The 18,647-nt window shown below is 69.8% G+C and carries 13 protein-coding genes; 2 read left to right on the top strand and 11 right to left on the bottom strand.

What is annotated here, in order from left to right:
* The first annotated feature begins 275 nt into the window (after positions 1 to 275).
* A complete protein-coding gene (locus JOC24_RS22770) occupies positions 276 to 1,283 on the top strand; it encodes a PLL family lectin (protein ID WP_205022223.1) in 1,008 nt (335 codons plus the stop codon).
* 68 nt (positions 1,284 to 1,351) lie between these two features.
* On the opposite strand, the gene JOC24_RS22765 is transcribed toward JOC24_RS22770, so the two are convergent.
* The 9 genes from JOC24_RS22765 to JOC24_RS22725 all read right to left on the bottom strand — a co-directional run bounded on the left by JOC24_RS22765 (position 1,352) and on the right by JOC24_RS22725 (position 15,037).
* Positions 1,352 to 3,358: a glycosyltransferase gene (locus JOC24_RS22765; protein ID WP_205022222.1), complete on the bottom strand. Its 2,007-nt coding sequence runs from the start codon at positions 3,356 to 3,358 to the stop codon at positions 1,352 to 1,354.
* A gap of 37 nt (positions 3,359 to 3,395) precedes the next feature.
* Positions 3,396 to 4,892: a bifunctional cytidylyltransferase/SDR family oxidoreductase gene (locus JOC24_RS22760; protein WP_205022221.1), complete on the bottom strand. Its 1,497-nt coding sequence runs from the start codon at positions 4,890 to 4,892 to the stop codon at positions 3,396 to 3,398.
* A gap of 56 nt (positions 4,893 to 4,948) precedes the next feature.
* Positions 4,949 to 6,973: a hypothetical protein gene (locus tag JOC24_RS22755; RefSeq protein WP_205022220.1), complete on the bottom strand. Its 2,025-nt coding sequence runs from the start codon at positions 6,971 to 6,973 to the stop codon at positions 4,949 to 4,951.
* A 316-nt stretch (positions 6,974 to 7,289) separates the two neighbouring features.
* A complete protein-coding gene (locus tag JOC24_RS22750) occupies positions 7,290 to 8,294 on the bottom strand; it encodes a signaling protein (RefSeq protein ID WP_239580827.1) in 1,005 nt (334 codons plus the stop codon).
* A 182-nt stretch (positions 8,295 to 8,476) separates the two neighbouring features.
* On the bottom strand, positions 8,477 to 10,609 hold the full coding sequence (locus JOC24_RS22745; protein WP_205022218.1) for a 3-hydroxyacyl-CoA dehydrogenase NAD-binding domain-containing protein: 2,133 nt from the start codon (positions 10,607 to 10,609) through the stop codon (positions 8,477 to 8,479).
* Positions 10,606 to 11,826 carry a thiolase family protein gene (locus tag JOC24_RS22740; protein WP_205022217.1) on the bottom strand — a complete coding sequence of 407 codons (1,221 nt, stop codon included), beginning with the start codon at positions 11,824 to 11,826 and terminating at the stop codon, positions 10,606 to 10,608. The genes JOC24_RS22745 and JOC24_RS22740 overlap by 4 nt, the downstream gene beginning before the upstream one ends.
* 277 nt (positions 11,827 to 12,103) lie before the next feature.
* Positions 12,104 to 13,378 carry an HRDC domain-containing protein gene (locus tag JOC24_RS22735; protein WP_205022216.1) on the bottom strand — a complete coding sequence of 425 codons (1,275 nt, stop codon included), beginning with the start codon at positions 13,376 to 13,378 and terminating at the stop codon, positions 12,104 to 12,106.
* A 116-nt stretch (positions 13,379 to 13,494) separates the two neighbouring features.
* Positions 13,495 to 14,157, bottom strand: coding sequence for a helix-turn-helix transcriptional regulator (locus tag JOC24_RS22730; RefSeq protein WP_069169388.1), 663 nt, complete (start codon positions 14,155 to 14,157; stop codon positions 13,495 to 13,497).
* A gap of 220 nt (positions 14,158 to 14,377) precedes the next feature.
* A complete protein-coding gene (locus JOC24_RS22725) occupies positions 14,378 to 15,037 on the bottom strand; it encodes a DUF3000 domain-containing protein (RefSeq protein WP_205022215.1) in 660 nt (219 codons plus the stop codon).
* A gap of 158 nt (positions 15,038 to 15,195) precedes the next feature.
* On the opposite strand from JOC24_RS22725, the gene hemE reads away from it, so the two are divergent.
* Entirely contained in the window at positions 15,196 to 16,239 is a 1,044-nt protein-coding gene (hemE, locus tag JOC24_RS22720; RefSeq protein ID WP_205022255.1) for a uroporphyrinogen decarboxylase, read from the top strand.
* On the opposite strand, the gene JOC24_RS22715 is transcribed toward hemE, so the two are convergent.
* A complete protein-coding gene (locus JOC24_RS22715; RefSeq protein ID WP_205022214.1) occupies positions 16,240 to 17,628 on the bottom strand; it encodes an FAD-dependent oxidoreductase in 1,389 nt (462 codons plus the stop codon).
* 52 nt (positions 17,629 to 17,680) lie between these two features.
* Positions 17,681 to 18,646, bottom strand: a complete 966-nt coding sequence (locus JOC24_RS22710) for a DUF4349 domain-containing protein (protein ID WP_205022213.1) — start codon at positions 18,644 to 18,646, stop codon at positions 17,681 to 17,683.
* Position 18,647 lies beyond the last annotated feature (1 nt).

The following is an 18,647-nucleotide window of genomic DNA, read 5'->3' as shown; positions in this document are numbered from 1 at the left end:
GCGTCTCGCCGAACCATGTCAACGACGCCCACATGTGATGGGTCCTGGTGTTCGGTGATCGGGTGGAGATTCTATGATGAGTGCGTCCGGCCTGCCGGGTGCCGGGGCGCAGAAGCGGACCCGGACGGGGGCCGAGGAGCTTCGCGGAAGGACGACCTCACGCCATGCCGGTCAGATCGAGGCGCACTGTCCAGGGGAGGTCCCCTGTTCAGGGTGCCGATGAGCAGGGGACCTCGCGTCAACGGGCGCTGGGGGCCGCACGTGGGCAGTGGCTCGTGCGAGGCAAGGACGGCCGGCTCACCGCCTACGCCCTCGGGGCCGAGGGGGTGCTCCGCTGGACGGAGAACCGCCCCGGGGACACGACGTGGACAGGTCCCGAACTCCTCCCCGTGCCAGGCCTGACCGACGTGTCGGTCGTCCAGGGGCAGGACAGCTTCGTGCACCTCGTCGGCCGCCGGACCGTGCACAGGGCCGGCGGTGACGCCGTCGATCTGGTGAGCGCCACCCAGTTCCAAACGGGCCGCCCCACAACACAGTGGCACTCGCTGGGCAATCCGCACGCCGAGCAGGCGAAGGCGGCCAGGCTCGGCACCCCGACGCCTGCGGTCAGTTCCTCCGGCACGGTCCACGTCTTCGTACGCAACGCGGGCGGCAGCCTTCTGTTGCGTCGTGAGAAGGCAGGTGGCACGTGGCATGCCTGGCAGGATCTCAAGGTCAGGCCCATACTCGACGGGATCGCAGCCGTTGCCACGGAAGCCGGATGCGTCTCGATCCTGGCACCCTCCGACGGGGCGACGCTGCACCTGCGCCAGCATGAGCCCGAGGGGAGCTACCAGCGGGATCAGGACATCCCCTTCGGCCACGCCCCGGGCACCGCTGCCGGTCTGGAGACGGCGCCGGGGAGAGTGACCTACTACTGGGCCGACGATGCCACCGGCGGCATCGTGGCCTATCGCCCGGGCACGTGGGCGATCCCGCTGAGTGGCGCTTCCTCGCCCGATCCGGTCGCAGCTCTGCGAGCCCCGCTCGACGGCTACGACTGCACCGTGCTGGCCCACCGTGCCCTCGACGGTCAGGTCATGCTCACTGCGTGCGGTACCGAGAACGAAGGAGGGGGAGTGTGGTGGTCACCCACCGGCGAACACTGCGTCGGTGGCCCCGCGCTTGCCTGCGACGCCTACGGCCGGGTGGTACTCGCCCTGATCGATGAGGACGGTGCGCTGCGCATCGCACGTCAGAACCGCGAGCCCGGGCTCGCGCTGGAGCCCTCAGTCCGTGTCTGACGTGCGATGAGCTGCGGCTCGGTAACCGTCCTGAGCCGGAGACCGACGGCAGGTGTCCGTGAAGACGCTCACGACATCAGCTTCAGCCCGATCGAGAGATAGTTGCTGTCCGTGTAGTACGGGTTGTACGTCACCGACCGGCCCTCCACGGTGGTGACGCTCGGCTTCGCGTAGACGTGGACAGGCTTGCGCTGCACGATGTCGTCGCCGAAGCGGCCGAGCCTCAGCCGGTGCGACTGTCCCGAGACGGTGAGATTCTCCGGGATGCTCAAGGAGAGGTCCCAGATCGTGTCGACGTCGATCATCCGGTCGGCGTACTGCTGGAGGTCGATGGTGAAGCCGGCGCCTCCGTTCGAGAACGCGCAGGGGATGGTGAAGAAGGAGCCCGCGTTCTTGCGGCTCTGGGCGATGATCTGGGCCCCCTGGCCCGAAACGTCCACCTGGGGCCCGCCCTGGGCGGCTGTGACACCCAACGCGTAGAGCTGAACGGTCAGATGGGAGCCATTCGTCTCGACGGAGAGCACCTCCGCGTGGGCGGGGAACTCTCGGGACACGATCTGCAGGTAGCCGCCGTCCGCCGATCGCGCGAACGACCTGAAGCTCACCGGGCTCGCTTCCGCGGGAGAGGAGATGAGCGAGTTCGCCGAACTCTGGAGCTCCGTGACCTGCACGCGACGCATGACTCCGTCGTCCTCGCGGCGCAGAAGTACGTTCCAGGTGCCGCTGGTCAGGCGGAGCCTGGCCGGAACGGAGGCGTACAGGTGCCCGTTCGCCGTGTGTTCCACGGGAGCGGCCATCAGGGCCTGCCGGCCGTCCGCCGCATTGACGCACAGCACCGTGAAGCGTTCACCAGGTGCCCGCGCGGGGTCGAGGACGAACTCCAGATCCCCCGTCGACGTGGCACGACAGAAGGCCTCGGGGCGGTAGTCGCGGGCGGTCAGCAACTGCGAGAGGTAGGTCTCGTAGCTCTGGGCCTGTGACTCGTTGCTGTAGAGCCGGGACTTCTCCACGGCGTTGGCGCCGAGCTGCGCACGCAGTTCGGCGTCGCCGAGCAGCCAGTCGAGGTTCTTGGCGAAGGCGTCGACGTCACCTACCGGCGACAGAGCGCCGTCCACGCCGTCCGAGATGATCTCGGACGGGCCGTGCGGACCGGCGGTGCTGAGGACGGGCACGCCACACGTCATGGCCTCCACGATGGTCAGCCCGAATGTCTCGTCCGTCGACGTCGATGTGTGCAGGGCGGCCTTGGCCAGCTCCTCGCGGAGGTGCTTGGTGTGGCCCATGAGGAGTACGCGCTCGTTCGCGCCCAGGCTGTCGATCAGCTTGCGCAGTTTCGCCTTCTCCTCCCCGCTTCCGTAGACACGCAGTGTCCAGTCGGGGTACTTCCTGCCGAGCTGGGCGAATGCACTGACGAGAAGGTCGAACCGCTTCCAGTCGACGAGCCGGCCCGAGGCGGTGACGATGCGGGACTCGCGGACTTCCGCACGCATGAACGTGCTCGTGACGGCGTTGGGGATGGCGTGGAAGAGTGTCCCTACAGCGCCGTACGCGTCCCGGTGTGTCTGGGCGTCCTTCGCGGTGACCGTCACGAAGCCGTCCAGCTGGGGGATGGCGGCGTCCAGCATCTTCCGCGAGGAGGCGGTCTGGTGGTGGTAGTGGGTATGGGCCTGGCCAAGGGTTATGTACTGCCCCGTACCCAGTGAGGTCAGCAGCGCGATGGTGTTCGGCGCGGTGGCGATGATGACGTCCGCGTCGGTCCCCTGCAGATAGGCGGCGGCACGTTCGTCCATGAGCCGGCTGTAGCGGTTCCTGTCATCCGTCTTGAAGCCGGTGCAGTGATCGGACGGCACGGAGTGCTGCGGGTTTTCGAGGTCCGCGGAGCCGTTCCGTGTGTCCACGAGGGTGTGGAGTCCGATGCTCGGTGCGAACCGGAGCGGCGGCGCGTCGTGGTACTGGAACACACTGACCAACTCGACCTCGTGCTGCCGGGCGGCGAGGGAGTTGGCAAGGGTCTGGGTCGCGACGGACGTGCCCGCCTGCCCGTAGGCGCTGTACATCAGAAAGGCGATCTTCAAGGTGTCTCCTGGATCAGTGGCACTGCTGAGTGCGGGCTCACAGCGTCTGGTTCTCGGAGCGCGTCAGAACCTTTGAGAGGGCGGACTCGAAGGCGGACCCCGGGAGCGACATCGGGTCCTGGCGGCGTACGTCGATCACGTGACCGGTCATGCCGGAGAGGAGTACGTCCAGGGAGCTGTGCGCGACTTCCTCGGAAGTGAGCAAGGACCCCTCAGGTTCCTGGCCGAAGGCCTTCGTCCGCATCGGCGTGGCGGTCCGCTCGGGGTTCACGCAGTTGACCCTGATCCCGTCCTCGGCCCATTCGTCCGAGAGGGCCTGGGTCAGGTTCACCATGGCCGCCTTCGTGGAGGAGTACAGGCTGTACTCCGCGCGCCCTCGTGTGTAGCTGCTGGACGTGAAGAGCAGCAGCTGCCCCTTGCTCTCCGCGAGGTACCTGTAGGCCGTACGCGCGATGTTCACCGGCGCGAGGAAGTTGACCTCCATGGCCTCCTTGACGGTCGCGTTGTCCGTGGAGTCGAGCCGCCCGATTCGCAGCACGCCCGCCGTGTTGACCACGTAGTCGATACGCCCGGTCTCCGCGTAGGCGCGGGCGAACGCCTCGTCGACCTGGTCGGGCTTCTCCACGTGGGTGCCCGTGGTGGAACGTCCGAGCGCGTAGACCCGGGCTCCGTACTCCTCGGCGATCCTGGCGATGTCCGCACCGATTCCGTACGAGCCGCCGAAGACGAGCACGGTACGGCCCGACAGTCGGTCCTGGTAGAACTTCTCTGCGCTGTGCGCCGGGGCGGTGGTCGAAGCGAGCTGGAACAGCTTGTCGGCGATGAAGACGTCCACCGGCTGAGTGATCTTCATGTTGTACTCGTCGCCCGCGACCACGTGGACGGGGACATCGGGCAGGTATTTCACGACGACCGAGCAGTCGTCGGTGGCCCGGAAGAGCGGATCGGCCGCCGCCAGTTCGTACGCACGCCGGATGGTGGACAGACGGAATCCCTGAGGAGTCTGTCCGCGTCCGAGCCGGGCGCGGTCCGGCACCTCGGTGATGAACTCGCCGTCGTCACCGTGCGTCCGCGTCACGATCACCGTGTCGGCCGAAGGGATGGCCACGTCGACGGCGCGGTAGCGGTTCAGCGCCTCGACGCACTCCGAGATCACCCGCTGGGACAGCAGCGGGCGAACAGCGTCGTGGAAGAGCAGGTTGCAGTCTGGGTCCCCGCCGGGAAGGGCAGCAGCTGCCTCGATGGCCAGCGTGGTGGTCTCGCTCCGGGTCGCACCTCCCGCGATGACGTGGGAAACCTTGCGGAATCCGGCCCGGGCCACGATCCGCCGGGCCTCGGCCACGTGGTCCGGCGTCATCAGGACCAGGACGTCGTCCACGCCCGGAGCGGCCTCGAAGATCTGCAGAGTGTGCTCGAGGATCGGCTTCCCGGCGATCTTCAGAAGCTGCTTCGGTATGGACAGTCCGATGCGCTGCCCTGTACCGCCGGCGAGGACGACGGCGACGGTACGGCGGCGGGTTGTGCGGGAGGTCAAGACGTCCTGCTTCCTTCAGGAAGGGCGAAAGGGCGGTGCCGGAGGCGTGCAGGCGGTCACGCCGGCTGGCGTGGCTGCCGGCCAGGCTGGTCGGAGACCTCCGCGAACGTCGGGTACTCGATGGGGAAGTCCTCGAGCCCGCGGCGATACAGGTCGTTCGCCGCCTCAGCGAATCGCACGGTCGACGGCGGGTGGTCCGGGCCGAGCAGGTATTCCTTGAGCTGTTCCCGGTACGGGGCCATGACGTCCTGGTCACGGGAGAACATCGCCGTGAGCGCTTCCTCCAGGCCGTTGCACTCGCGGTCGAGCAGATACGAGGCGTAGGCGGTCCGCTGCTCGTTCCTGAACTCCGCGTCCGGTAGCCCTTCCAGGTTGAAGATCGCGTACGGCTTCCTCGTCGCCACGAAGTCCGAGACCACGCTCGACATGTCGCCGATCAGCAGGTCCGAGTGGTTGAAGCAGTCGTACAGGGTGGGCACCCTCTCCGTCACCACGTGGTGGGCGTCGACGGGCAGCGAGTCCCAGTAGTGCGCCCCGGCCTGATCGCGGAATTTGCGGATCCGGGCAGTCCGCTCCTCCTCGGACAGATCCGGGTACTTGGACCGGACCCCGCGCTCTTGGAGGGCGGTGAGCCGCTTGTCGATGCGCGCCAGCTTGCGGGCAGCGATCTTCGAGTCCGTGACCTTCCTGCCGAACCGGCGGGCGTTGTCCTCTCGCAGGAGAGCAATGATGCGCCGGTGCGCGGCCGCCGCGGCGGGGGAGCGGGTGCCGGTCAGCGGGTGGGGCTTGTAGATGATCCGCAGTTTGCGCTCGTGCGAGAGCAGCATGCGTATGAGGTGCTCACCGGCGGGGATGACCGAGGTGTAGCAGGCGTCGTCGGTCCAGCCCTCCCAGGTGGGGGCGTAGATGACGGTGGGTGTCTCGTGATTGACCGAGCCGGTCCACCGGCGCAGGGGCATCAGCTGAGGACGGCCGACCTCGACGATCTGGTGGGCGGAGACGGCGTGCTTGATGCGCTCGTACCGGTCGCGTCCCGCGCGGCCGGCGACCCAGATCTCGTCGAAGACCTTGCTGACACGGTTGCTGCTGGCCAGCTTGTCGCTGTCGCCGTGGCCGATGAAGACGTGCTTCACCTCGTGGCGCTGCAGCATGTGCACGTTCTTGCCGGCGTTGCCCGGGTAGAGCGTGACGCGCAGCTCCGGCATCTCGACCCGTGCCAGGTTCTCGGCCTTCGGGACGCAGATGACCGGCACGGAGGTGGCGTCCAGGTAGCGCAGGGTCGCGCGCTCGCGCAGGACGATGATGGGGCGCAGGTCCAGCCCCTCCAGCGACTCCAGCCACATGTTCACCTGGTACATGAAGTCCCGGGACACCGCGGCGAACGTGAAGTACAGCGCGACCTGCGGCCGGTACTGCGAGAGCTGCCAGTTGAGCTCGTCCAGGGCATGGTCGGGGCTGGGAAGGATCAGTGCGTTCTTGGCACCCGGCAGCAGAACCAGCACCGCGACGAAGGCGAACCAGACGGTCGCGATCCCACCGAAGGTCACGTAACGCCAGTCATCCGTGGCGATCGTGCCGATGGCGCCGGCGACCAGTGGGACGTCCAGGTGCAGCATCTTGCGGACGTGCTTGTCCATGAGGAACGGGTGCGGCAGGCGCCGGATGCCGAGCGCCTCGAGGTCCAGCCCGCGAGTGGTGAAGGGCAGCGCCGCACGCTCGGACCGGACCCGCTTGAGCAGGGCCCCGTAGACGAGCTGCATGACGAAGAGGAGGAGCAGTCCCACCGCCGTCATCTGCACGACGAACGAGTCGAGGTCGATCATGACGCCGCAGAGGGCCAGCAGGAGGAACTGCCGGATCAGGAACCGGATGGTCAGACCGAAGCGCGAGTCCCTGAGACGGTCCAGCGTCGAGGACTGTGCGGTGTGAAGGAGGAGGTCCGCCCCGTAGCTGACCGCTGCGGCGTAGGCGAAGACCGGGAGGGAGACCATCACGACCGCCGCCATCATGGCGACGAAACTGCCCACCAGTGCGGTCGTGATCAGAATCCCGAGCGCGGCTTGGCGCTGTGACTTGCCCATCTGGGGACAGCCCCTCCTTCAGTGATCTTGTGCGGGAGCACGGCGACGGTGCCGGCGGGAGACAGGGGTGCCGCACGTCATCACAGTGGGGGCCGATCCGCGGGGGTCTATCTGAGGGGCGGACGGTGTGTCAGGAGCTCGTGAAGCATCAGAGCGAACATTAGACAATCGTGAAAGATTTAGTGAACTTTCAAACGGCAAAAGTCGAACATTTGATGACTGGATACCGAACAGTTATGAATTGCTCGCTTCTTGTGATCGGACACATGTCGACTGTTACGCTGAGTGACGGCTGTGTCGATGGGGGCGCTCCTCGTCAAGAAGGACACGCGTAGACCGTGAGCTTCCGGCGATCGTCGGATTTCACCGAGAAGGCCACGCAGAGTCCCGGCTCGTCCCCCGGCCGGACCGCGAGTCCCTCGGGCTCCCGGAAAGGCAGGTGGGGCGCCACGGACACCTTGCGCCGCCCTGTGGCCCTCCCGCTGCGCATGTCGATGGCCGACACGTAGGTGTTCCCGCCGGACTCCGGCGGATTGTCGCCTTCCGCGTCCGTGTAGGGGGTCCCTGTGAGCTGGTAGATGTGATCCCCGTGCACGGCGCAGCCCTGGAGTGTCTCGCCGCTGCGCAGGGCGGGGTTCTGCAGGTCGAGCAACGGGCGGTACGAACCCGACAGGAAGTCGTCCAGAGCGTAGAGCGCGTAGCGGTGTGACCGGCCGGCCCGGTGGCTCACCAGGACGCGCCCGGCGGCCACGTCGACGGCCGGATGGATCCGGTGGCTGTGAGGCAGGGGCCGGTGGTGGCGTACGGAGGGTGAGGTGCTGTCCAGTACCGTGCCGTGGCGGAAGGGGATCCTGGCCACCGCGCGTCCGTAGCCGGTCCGTGTGTCGGCGTCGGCTTCCACCCAGAGCAGCGGGCCTGCGCCGGACGGCTCCACGCCCATCGAGATCCCGTGGCCGAATCCCCGCAGATACATGTGCCGCGGCGCCTCCCGGTCGCTGGAGTACGCCGTGACGCACATGTCCCCGGCCAGTCGCCGTGCCTTCCCGGACGCGGCCCGCTCCTCGTCGGGCAGCCGGATGCCGCCCTGCATGACCTGGAGCGCGTAGAGCCGGCCGCGTTCGTCGAACGCGATCGACTGCGGCCCGGTGATGTCGTGCAGCGGAGTGGGGCGCAACAGTTCGGAAGCCGCGTCGATGTCGAAGCGTCCGACGGCTCCCGGGGGTGCGGGTGTGCTCTGCTCACGCCTGCCGACCGCCACGCCGACGGCGGTGGCGGCGACCAGGGTGCCGCCGCCCGCGAGCAGCATCGCTCTCCTGCTCATCGGTCTCTCGTTGCTCGACATTCCGCCCGTGACCGTCGATTCTCTCGGGAACGGGAAGCCGTCCAAGCTATGGGGTGAGGTGCGACATTCTGTCACGAGCCCGTCGAGTCCGGGCGCCCCGGGCACGGCGAAGGGTACGACCCGTGGCCGAGCCGTACCCTTCTCCGCGCGTACTTCAGGTGTTACGCGGGGACGCTCGCCACGCCCTGCTCCAGGAACCGCTTCCCGTTGACCCGCTCGGAGACGCCCTCACGGTCCAGGTACGGCGTGATGCCGCCCAGGTGGAAGGGCCAGCCCGCGCCGGTGATCAGGCAGAGGTCGATGTCCTGGGCCTCGGCGACGACGCCCTCGTCCAGCATCAGGCCGATCTCCTGCGCGACCGCGTCCAGGACGCGGTCGCGGACCTGCTCCTCGGTCAGGACGCTGTCGCCCTGCTTGAGGAGGGCGGCCACCTCGGGGTCGAGGACCGGCGCGCCGGAGTCGTGGACGTAGAAGCCGCGCTTGCCGGCCTTCACCACGGCCGCGAGGTTCTCGGAGACCGTGAAGCGCTCCGGGAACGCGCGGTTCAGGGTCTCGGAGACGTGCAGGCCGATGGCCGGGCCGACCAGCTCCAGCAGCACCAGCGGGGACATCGGCAGGCCGAGGGGCTCGATGGCCTTCTCCGCCGTCTCGACCGGAGTGCCCTCGTCGATGATGTTCTGGATCTCGCCCATGAAGCGGGTGAGGATGCGGTTGACGACGAACGCCGGGGCGTCCTTCACCAGCACCGCGGTCTTCTTCAGCTTGCGCGCGACGCCGAAGGCCGTGGCCAGCGAGGCGTCGTCGGTCTGCTCGCCGCGGACGATCTCCAGGAGCGGAAGGATCGCCACCGGGTTGAAGAAGTGGAAGCCGACGACCCGCTCGGGGTTCTTCAGCTTCGACGCCATCTCGGTGACCGAGAGGGACGAGGTGTTCGTGGCGAGGATCGCGTGCGCCGGGGCGACCGCCTCGACCTCGGCGAACACCTTCTGCTTGACGCCGATCTCCTCGAAGACGGCCTCGATGATGAAGTCGGCGTCGGAGAAGCCCTCCGCCTTGTCCAGCACACCGGAGACCAGGGCCTTGAGGCGGTTGGCCTTGTCCTGGTTGATACGGCCCTTGCCGAGCAGCTTCTCGATCTCGGCGTGGACGTAGCCCACGCCCTTGTCGACGCGCGCCTGGTCGATGTCGGTGAGGACGACCGGGACCTCGAGGCGACGCAGGAAGAGCAGCGCGAGCTGGCTGGCCATCAGGCCCGCGCCGACGACGCCGACCTTGGTGACCGGGCGGGCCAGGGCCTTGTCCGGAGCACCGGCCGGGCGCTTGGCGCGCTTCTGGACCAGGTTGAAGGAGTAGATCCCCGAGCGGAGCTCTCCGCCCATGATCAGGTCCGCGAGGGCCTGGTCCTCGGCGTCGAAGCCGGCGCCCAGGTCGCCGCTCTTGGCCGCGGCGATGATCTCCAGAGCGCGGTACGCGGCCGGGGCGGCGCCGTGCACCTTGGAGTCGGCGATCGCCTTGCCGCGCGCGACGGCCTGGTCCCAGGCGTCACCGCGGTCGACCTCGGGACGCTCCACCGCGATCTCGCCCTTGAGGACGGCCGCGGTCCAGATCAGCGACTGCTCCAGGAAGTCCGCGCCCTCGAAGATCGCGTCGGCGATCCCGAGCTCGAAGACCTGCTTGCCCTTGAGCTGGCGGTTCTGGTTGAGCGAGTTCTCGATGATCACCGAGACGGCGCGGTCGGCGCCGATCAGGTTGGGGAGCAGCGCGCAGCCGCCCCAGCCGGGGACCAGACCGAGGAAGACCTCGGGCAGCGAGAACGCCGGCAGCGCGGAGGAGACGGTGCGGTACGAGCAGTGCAGCCCGATCTCCACACCCCCGCCCATCGCCGCGCCGTTGTAGTACGCGAACGTCGGGACCGCGAGGCCGGAGAGGCGGCGGAAGACGTCGTGGCCTCCCTTGCCGATGGCCAGCGCGTCCTTGTGCTCCTTGAGGAGCTCGACGCCCTTGAGGTCCGCGCCCACCGCGAAGATGAACGGCTTGCCGGTCACACCGACACCGGTGATCGTGCCCTCGGCCGCCTCCTTCTCGACCTGGTCGACGGCGGCGTTCAGGTTCGCCAGCGACTGCGGGCCGACGGTGGTCGGCTTGGTGTGGTCGAAGCCGTTGTCCAGCGTGATGAGGGCGAAACGGCCCGCGCCGCCCGGCAGGTCGAGGTGGCGTACGTGCGCCTGCGTGACGACCTCGCCGGGGAACAGCTCGGCCGCACCCTTCAGAAGCTCAGTGGTGGTGGTGCTCACTTGTTGCCTCCGTCGAAATTCGGGTTCTCCCAGACGACCGTCGCGCCCATGCCGAAGCCGACGCACATGGTCGTCAGGCCGTAGCGGACCTCCGGCTGCTCCTCGAACTGGCGGGCCAGCTGAGTCATCAGGCGGACGCCGGAGGACGCGAGCGGGTGGCCGTAGGCGATCGCGCCGCCGTACTGGTTGACGCGCGCGTCGTCGTCGGCGATGCCGTAGTGCTCGAGGAAGGCGAGCACCTGGACGGCGAAGGCCTCGTTGATCTCGAAGAGGCCGATGTCCTCGATGGAGAGACCTGCCTTGGCCAGGGCCTTCTCCGTCGCCGGGATCGGACCGTAGCCCATGACCTCCGGCTCGACACCCGCGAAGGCGTACGACACGAGGCGCATCTTGACCGGGAGGCCCAGCTCGCGGGCGGTCTCCTCGGACGCGAGGAGCGAGGCGGTGGCGCCGTCGTTGAGACCCGCGGCGTTGCCGGCCGTCACGCGGCCGTGGGCGCGGAACGGGGTCTTCAGGCCGGCCAGGGACTCCAGGGTGGTGCCCGGGCGCATCGGCTCGTCGGCGGTGACCAGGCCCCAGCCCGTCTCGCCGACGTCCGGGTCGGTGCGGCGCACGGAGACCGGCACCAGGTCCTGCTGGATCTTGCCGTTGGCGTACGCCTTGGCGGCCTTCTCCTGCGAGCGGACCGCGTACTCGTCGGCGCGCTGCTTGGTGATCGAGGGGTACCTGTCGTGCAGGTTCTCCGCGGTCATGCCCATGAAGAGGGCGGACTCGTCGACCAGCTTCTCCGACACGAGGCGCGGGTTCGGGTCAACGCTCTCGCCCATCGGGTGGCGGCCCATGTGCTCGACACCGCCGGCGATGACGACGTCGTAGGCGCCGAAGGCGATGGAGCCGGCCGTCGACGTGACGGCGGTCAGGGCGCCCGCGCACATGCGGTCGATGGAGTAACCGGGGACCGACTGCGGCAGACCCGCCAGGATTCCGGCGGTACGTCCGAGGGTGAGGCCCTGGTCGCCGATCTGGGTGGTCGCGGCGATGGCGACCTCGTCGATCTTCGCGGGGTCCAGGTCCGGGTTGCGGCGCAGCAGCTCCCGGATGGCCTTCACGACGAGATCGTCGGCGCGGGTCTCGTGGTAGATGCCCTTCGGGCCCGCTTTGCCGAACGGGGTGCGGACGCCGTCGACGAAGACGACGTCCCGGATGGTACGAGGCACGGTGGCTCTCCTCCAGGATGCGGGATGGCACTGCTGCGGGCGCACGCATCGGCACGCCACGCCCCTCATGCTACTTGCGGGTAACCGGACTGCCCACCCCCCATCACCGGAGCGGCGAACGTCACACACCCAGGGGCGTCGCTGGTGGCCAGGGAAGGCGGGTAACTGGCGTGAAATCGATCCTGCTGGATGAGGCGGCCCCTGGGGTGGTCCCGACACGCGCGCGCCCCCGTGCCGGATCCTTCGTCCGGCAGGGGGCGCACACGTGTCTGACGTGTCAGGCGCTCGTGTCCAGGGCCCGAAGCAGCAGGGGGCCGACCTGCTCGATCTGCCAGTGGCGCGCACCGTGTCCCGCGAGCGCGGTCTCGACCGCGTCCGGGGTCAGGGCCTTGGGCGGCTCCCAGCAGACCCGGCGCACGGTGTCCGGGGTGATCAGGTTCTCCTGCGGCATGTGGAGCCGCTCGGCGAGCTCGGTCACGGCGGTCCGGGCCGCCGACAGCCTCGCGGCGGCGGCCGGGTCCTTGTCCGCCCAGGAACGGGGCGGGGGTGGGCCCGCCGGCTGCTGGCCGGGCTGGGGCAGCTCCGACTCGGGCAGTTCCTTGGCCCGGTCGACGGCCGCCTGCCACTGCTCCAGCTGACGGCGTCCCATCCGGTGCCCGAAGCCGGGCAGTGCGGTGAGCGCCTGGACGTTGGCCGGCAGAGCCAGGGCCGCCTCGATGATCGCGGCGTCACCGAGCACCTTGCCGGGCGAGACGTCACGGCGCTGCGCCACCTGGTCACGAGCCGTCCACAGCTCACGTACGACAGCGATCTGACGGCGGCGGCGCACCTTGTGCATGCCCGAGGTGCGGCGCCACGGGTCCTTGCGCGGGGGAGCGGGCGGTGCCGAGGCGATCGCGGCGAACTCCTCCAGCGCCCACTCCAGCTTGCCCTGCCGGTCCAGTTCCTCCTCCAGGGCGTTGCGCAGATCCACCAGCAGCTCGACGTCGAGCGCGGCATAACGCAGCCAGGGCTCGGGGAGCGGGCGGGTGGACCAGTCGACCGCGGAGTGGCCCTTCTCCAGGGCATAGCCGAGGACGTTCTCGACTATGGCGCCTAGGCCGACGCGGGGGAACCCCGCCAGCCGTCCGGCGAGCTCGGTGTCGAAGAGCGAGGTCGGGGTCATGCCTATGTCGCGCAGGCAGGGGAGGTCCTGGGTCGCGGCGTGCAGGATCCACTCGGCTCCGGTGAGCGCCTGGCCGAGCCCCGACAGGTCGGGGCAGCCGACCGGGTCGATCAGGGCGCTTCCCGCACCCTCGCGGCGCAGTTGCACGAGGTAGGCGCGCTGCCCGTAGCGATAGCCCGAGGCACGCTCGGCGTCGACGGCCACGGGGCCGGTGCCGGCGGCGAAGTCGGCGATCACCCGCGCCAGCGCGTCGTCGGTCGCCACCACCGGCGGGATGCCCTCGCGCGGTTCGAGCAAGGGGATCGGCGCCGGGGCGACGTCGTCCGGGGGAGCGCCCCCGGTGGTTCGCAGTGAAGTGTCTGCTGCGGTCTCTTGGGCGTCGGTCACATGCCAAGGGTATCTGTGTATGCGCGCTGCCCGCCGACGGAACCTTCCGTCGACGGGCGGCCATGCGCGTAAACCGGCCGGATACGCATCCGTGCAGGTGCCGGTGGGAGGAGGGGTCAGTGGATGATGCCCGTGCGCAGTGCCACGGCGACCATTCCGGCGCGGTCTCCGGTGCCGAGCTTGCGGGCGATGCGGGCGAGGTGGCTCTTGACGGTGAGGGCGGAGAGGCCCATCGAGACGCCGATGGCCTTGTTGGACTGGCCTTCGGCGACCAGGCGGAGCACCTCCACCTCACGGCCGGAGAGTTCGCGGTAGCCGCCGGGGTGGCTCGGGGAGCCGGGCGGCCTGCGGTGCATGCGGGCGGCGTTGGCACCGATCGGCGCCATGCCGGGACGGGTGGGGTGACCGATGTTGGTACGGGTGCCGGTGACGACGTAGCCCTTCACCCCGCCCGCGAGGGCGTTGCGTACGGCGCCGATGTCATCGGCGGCCGAGAGGGCGAGGCCGTTCGGCCAGCCGGCGGCTCGGGTCTCGGACAGCAGGGTCAGCCCGGAACCGTCGGGCAGGTGGACGTCGGCAACGCAGATGTCGCGTGGGTTGCCGACGCGGGGGCGGGCCTCCGCGATGGACGACGCCTCGATGACGTCACGAACCCCGAGGGCCCACAGATGGCGGGTGACGGTGGAACGGACGCGCGGGTCGGCCACGACGACCATGGCCGTCGGCTTGTTCGGGCGGTAGGCGACCAGGCTTGCGGGCTGCTCGAGGAGAACGGACACCAGGCCTCCTGGGGAGTGGCGGGGACGGGCCGGCTCGGGGATGAAGCCGGGGCGAACCGTGCTTGAAGGGTCATTGACCTCTTCGGCAGCAGGTGCGTCCTCCTTTAGGGGAAGATCACGATTTAGTGAGTAACAATTCGGGCAAATAGGACGCGCGATCGATTGTACGAAAAGAGAGCCGGTCCTCGTGCGACCGGCTCTCCCGAAAGGTGACGCAGCGTTATGGGGCCTGGGGTCCGCGCCTCTGGGGCAGTGTCACCACCGCCGCCTCCGACACGCCCGACGGCGGCAGGCCGGCGAGCTGGCAGAGCAGATCGCCCCACGCGACCAGGTGCGCCCCCACGTCCGGGACCCCGCCGCGCCCCTCGCGTGGAGTCCAGGAGGCCCGGATCTCGATCTGCGTGGCCGGGCGGCGTGCGGAGAGCGTGCCGAAGTAGTGCGAACCGGCGCGGGTCACCGTGCCGCCGGCCTCCCCGTACGAAAGCCCCCGGGCGTCCAGTGCCCCCGTGAGCCAGGACCAGCACACCTCCGGCAGCAGGGGGTCGGCCGCCATCTCCGGCTCCAGTTCGGCCCGTACGAGCGTCACCAAGCGGAATGTGCCCTGCCAGGCGTCGTGCCCGGACGGATCGTGCAGGAGGACGAGGCGGCCGTCGGCCAGATCCTCCTCGCCGTCCACGACGGCGGCTTCCAGCGCGTACGCGTGCGGGGCCAGGCGCTTCGGCGGCCGCGTGGGCTCAACCTCCAGTTCGGGGCGCAGACGGGCGGAACGCAGCGCGTCGATCGCCGACCGGAACGCGAGCGGGACGGTTTCGCCGTCCGCACCCTCCTCGCTGTCAGTGCCATCGGAATGATCGGAAAATTGTCCCTGAGCCGGAGCCATGCCGGGAAGAGTAGGCGGAACCGGAGCGCCGTGCAGGGAGGGACACCCATGCGGCGTCCGGCTTATGGCCGCTCCGTGCGAAGATTCTGTGCGTGAGTGCCAACGACCTTCCCCAAGAGCTCAGCTCCGTCCGATCAGGGGAGGGCCCGTCCTCGGGCCTGCGGACGCCCCCCGCCACCCATGAATCGGCCTTCCTCAAGGCCTGCCGCCGTGAGCCGGTGCCCCACACCCCGGTCTGGTTCATGCGTCAGGCGGGACGCTCGCTGCCCGAGTACCTCAAGGTCCGCGAGGGCATCGCGATGCTCGACTCCTGCATGATGCCGGAGCTCGTCACCGAGATCACTCTGCAGCCCGTGCGCCGCCACAAGGTCGACGCCGCGATCTACTTCAGCGACATTGTCGTGCCGCTCAAGGCCATCGGCATCGACCTCGACATCAAGCCCGGTGTGGGCCCGGTGATCGCCGAGCCGATCCGCACCCGCGCCGACCTGGCACGGCTGCGCGACCTCACGCCCGAGGACGTCCAGTACGTCACCGAGGCCATCGGGATGCTCACCGCCGAACTCGGCGCCACGCCGCTGATCGGATTCGCCGGTGCGCCGTTCACGCTGGCGAGCTACCTCGTGGAGGGCGGCCCGTCCCGCAACCACGAGCGGACCAAGGCCATGATGTACGGCGACCCGGAGCTCTGGGCCGAGCTGCTCGACCGGCTCGCGGAGATCACCGGCGCGTTCCTGAAGGTCCAGATCGAGGCCGGCGCCTCCGCGGTCCAGCTTTTCGACTCCTGGGTCGGCGCCCTGGCCCCGGCCGACTACCGCCGCTCGGTGATGCCGGCCTCGGCGAAGGTCTTCGACGCCGTCGCGTCCTACGGCGTCCCCCGCATCCACTTCGGCGTCGGTACCGGCGAACTGCTCGGCCTCATGGGCGAGGCCGGGGCGGACGTCGTCGGAGTCGACTGGCGCGTCCCGATGGACGAGGGCGCCCGCCGGGTCGGCCCAGGCAAGGCGCTCCAGGGCAACCTCGACCCGGCGGTGCTGTTCGCCCCGACCGAGGCGGTGGAGGAGAAGGCCCGCGAGGTGCTCGACGCGGCCGCCGGTCTCGAGGGCCACATCTTCAACCTCGGGCACGGCGTCATGCCGACCACCGACCCCGACGCCCTCACGCGCCTGGTGGAGTACGTCCACCAGCAGACGACCGTCTGATCAGGCGTCCTCCCGGAGGCTCGCCCGCACCGCGGACACGGCCTTGCGGGCGGCCACCAGGACCGGGTCCCAGACCGGGGAGAACGGCGGGGCGTAGCCGAGGTCGAGGGCGGTCATGGCCTCCACCGTCATCCCGGCGGTGAGTGCCACCGCCGCGACGTCCACGCGCTTCGCCGCTCCCTCGCGGCCGACGATCTGTACCCCCAGGAGCCGGCCGGTGCGGTACTCCGCGAGCATCTTCACCGTCATCGGCTTCGCGCCCGGGTAGTAGCCGGCGCGGCCCGTCGACTCGATCGTCGCCGTGACGTAGCGCAGACCGACCGCACGTGCGTCCTTCTCCCGCAGCCCGGTCCTGGCGATCTCCAGGTCGCACACCTTGCTCACCGCCGTACCGACCACGCCGGGGAACGTGCCGTAGCCGCCCCCGACGTTGGACCCGATGATCTGGCCGTGCTTGTTCGCGTGGGTGCCGAGCGCGATGTGCCGGGTACGGCGCGCCACGAGGTCCATGACCTCGACGCAGTCCCCGCCCGCCCAGATGTCGTCCTGCCCCGTGACCCGCATCGACAGGTCCGTCAGAAGACCGCCGTGCGGTCCCAGCGGCAGGCCCGCCTCGCGGGCCAGGGCGGTCTCCGGCTCGACGCCGATGCCCAGCACGACGACGTCCGCGGGGTAGGTGTCCCCGTCCGTGGCGACCGCGGTGACCCGGCCGTCCGGGCCCGTCTCGATCCGGGTGACCGCCGCGCCGTTGACCGTGGTGATACCCAGGTCGTCCATCGCGTCGTGGACCAGCCGGCCCATGTCCGGATCGAGCGTCGCCATCGGCTGCGCTCCCCGGTTGAGCACCGTCACCTCGAAGCCCCGCTTGAGCATCGCCTCGGCCATCTCGACGCCGATGTAGCCCGCCCCGACGACGACCGCCCGCCTGCCCGGCGCCCGGTCCAGCGAGGCCAGCAGCGCCTGGCCGTCGCCCAGGGTCTGCACGCCGTGGACGCCCGGAGCGTCGATCCCCGGCAGGTCGGGGCGCACCGGCCGGGCGCCCGTGGCGATCACGAGCTTGTCGTAGCCCGTCCAGTACGTCTCACCGTTGCCGTGGTCCAGCGCCCGTACGCGGTGCCCGGCTACGTCGATCTCCGTCACCTCGGTGCGCGTGCGCAGATCGATGGAGCGGGACCGGTGCTCCTCGGGCGTACGCGCGATGAGGTCGTCCGGCCCCTCGACGTCGCCGCTCACCCAGTACGGGATGCCGCAGGCGGAGTACGAGGTGAACTCGCCGCGTTCGAAGGCGACGATGCTCATCGCCCCGGGCCCCTTGAGCCTGCGGGCCTGCGACGCGGCGGACATGCCCGCCGCGTCGCCTCCGACGACCACCAGTCGTTCCGTCGCCATGCCGGGTCCCTTCGCCGCCGTCGAGCAGGATCAGGGGCCCACGCTACGGCGCCTACGGGGCCGGCGGGACCTCGGACGGCTCCGTGGTCTGCCGGGGCGCCGTACGGCGCCGGGGCAGACGGCCGCGCAGCAGCCGCCACAGGGCCGACAGGACGACTGCGGCGGCCAGGAACGGAGCCGTGGCACCGATCGCCACCGCGATCCAGTGCAGCATCGTCACGAACGCGTCCCAGCCGCCGGCGAGCGCGTCCACGAAGCCCGTGCCCTCCTCCTCGGGATCCCCGGCGTTCCCCTCCGGTTCGCCGAGGTCGAGGGTGACCGTCGCCAGCGACGTGCGGTCCTTCAGTGATGCCTGCTGGGCGAGCAGGGACTCCAGGTCGGCCTGGCGGCTGCTCAGTTCACCTTCCAGCGCCACCACATCGGTGATCTTCTCGGCCCTGTCCATCAGGTCGCGGACCCGCGCGACGCTCGCCCGCTGGGTGGCGATCCGGCTCTCGACGTCGACGACCTGCCCCGTCACGTCCTTCGCCCTGGACGTCCGGGACAACAGCTTCCCGGTCCCGGCGAGGCTGCTCAGCACCTCGTCGTAACGGGCCTGGGGCACGCGCAGGACGAGGTGGGACGTGTCGTGGGTGTCGTCCACCCGTTCCGTGGTCTCCTCGGCGACGAGACCGCCGGCGTCCACCGCGACGCCGCGGGCGGCGGCGACAGCCTTCGGTACGTTCTCGACCTCGATGTACAGCGTGGCCGTCCGGATGACGTGGACCGCGGCCGTGGAGCCCGGATCCGGCGCCGACGAGGCCTTGCCCGCGGGCTTTTCGGCGGATTGCGCACCGGCACCCGCCGCGTGGTCCGCCGCCGCCTTGGCGTCGGACGCCGTACCGCCGCTGTCGGAGGAGGCGCCGCACGCGCCGGTGGTCAGCAGGACCGCGAGCAGCCCGGCGGCGACCAGCGCGCGCGGCCGACGGCGTACGGGCCGGGCCGGCGGGTGACCGTCCGTGTGTCGTTCGTATGGCATG

Source organism: Streptomyces sp. HB132, assembly GCF_016909575.1.
Classification (GTDB): Bacteria; Actinomycetota; Actinomycetes; order Streptomycetales; family Streptomycetaceae; genus Streptomyces.
This window is presented reverse-complemented; position numbering and strand designations above follow the sequence as displayed.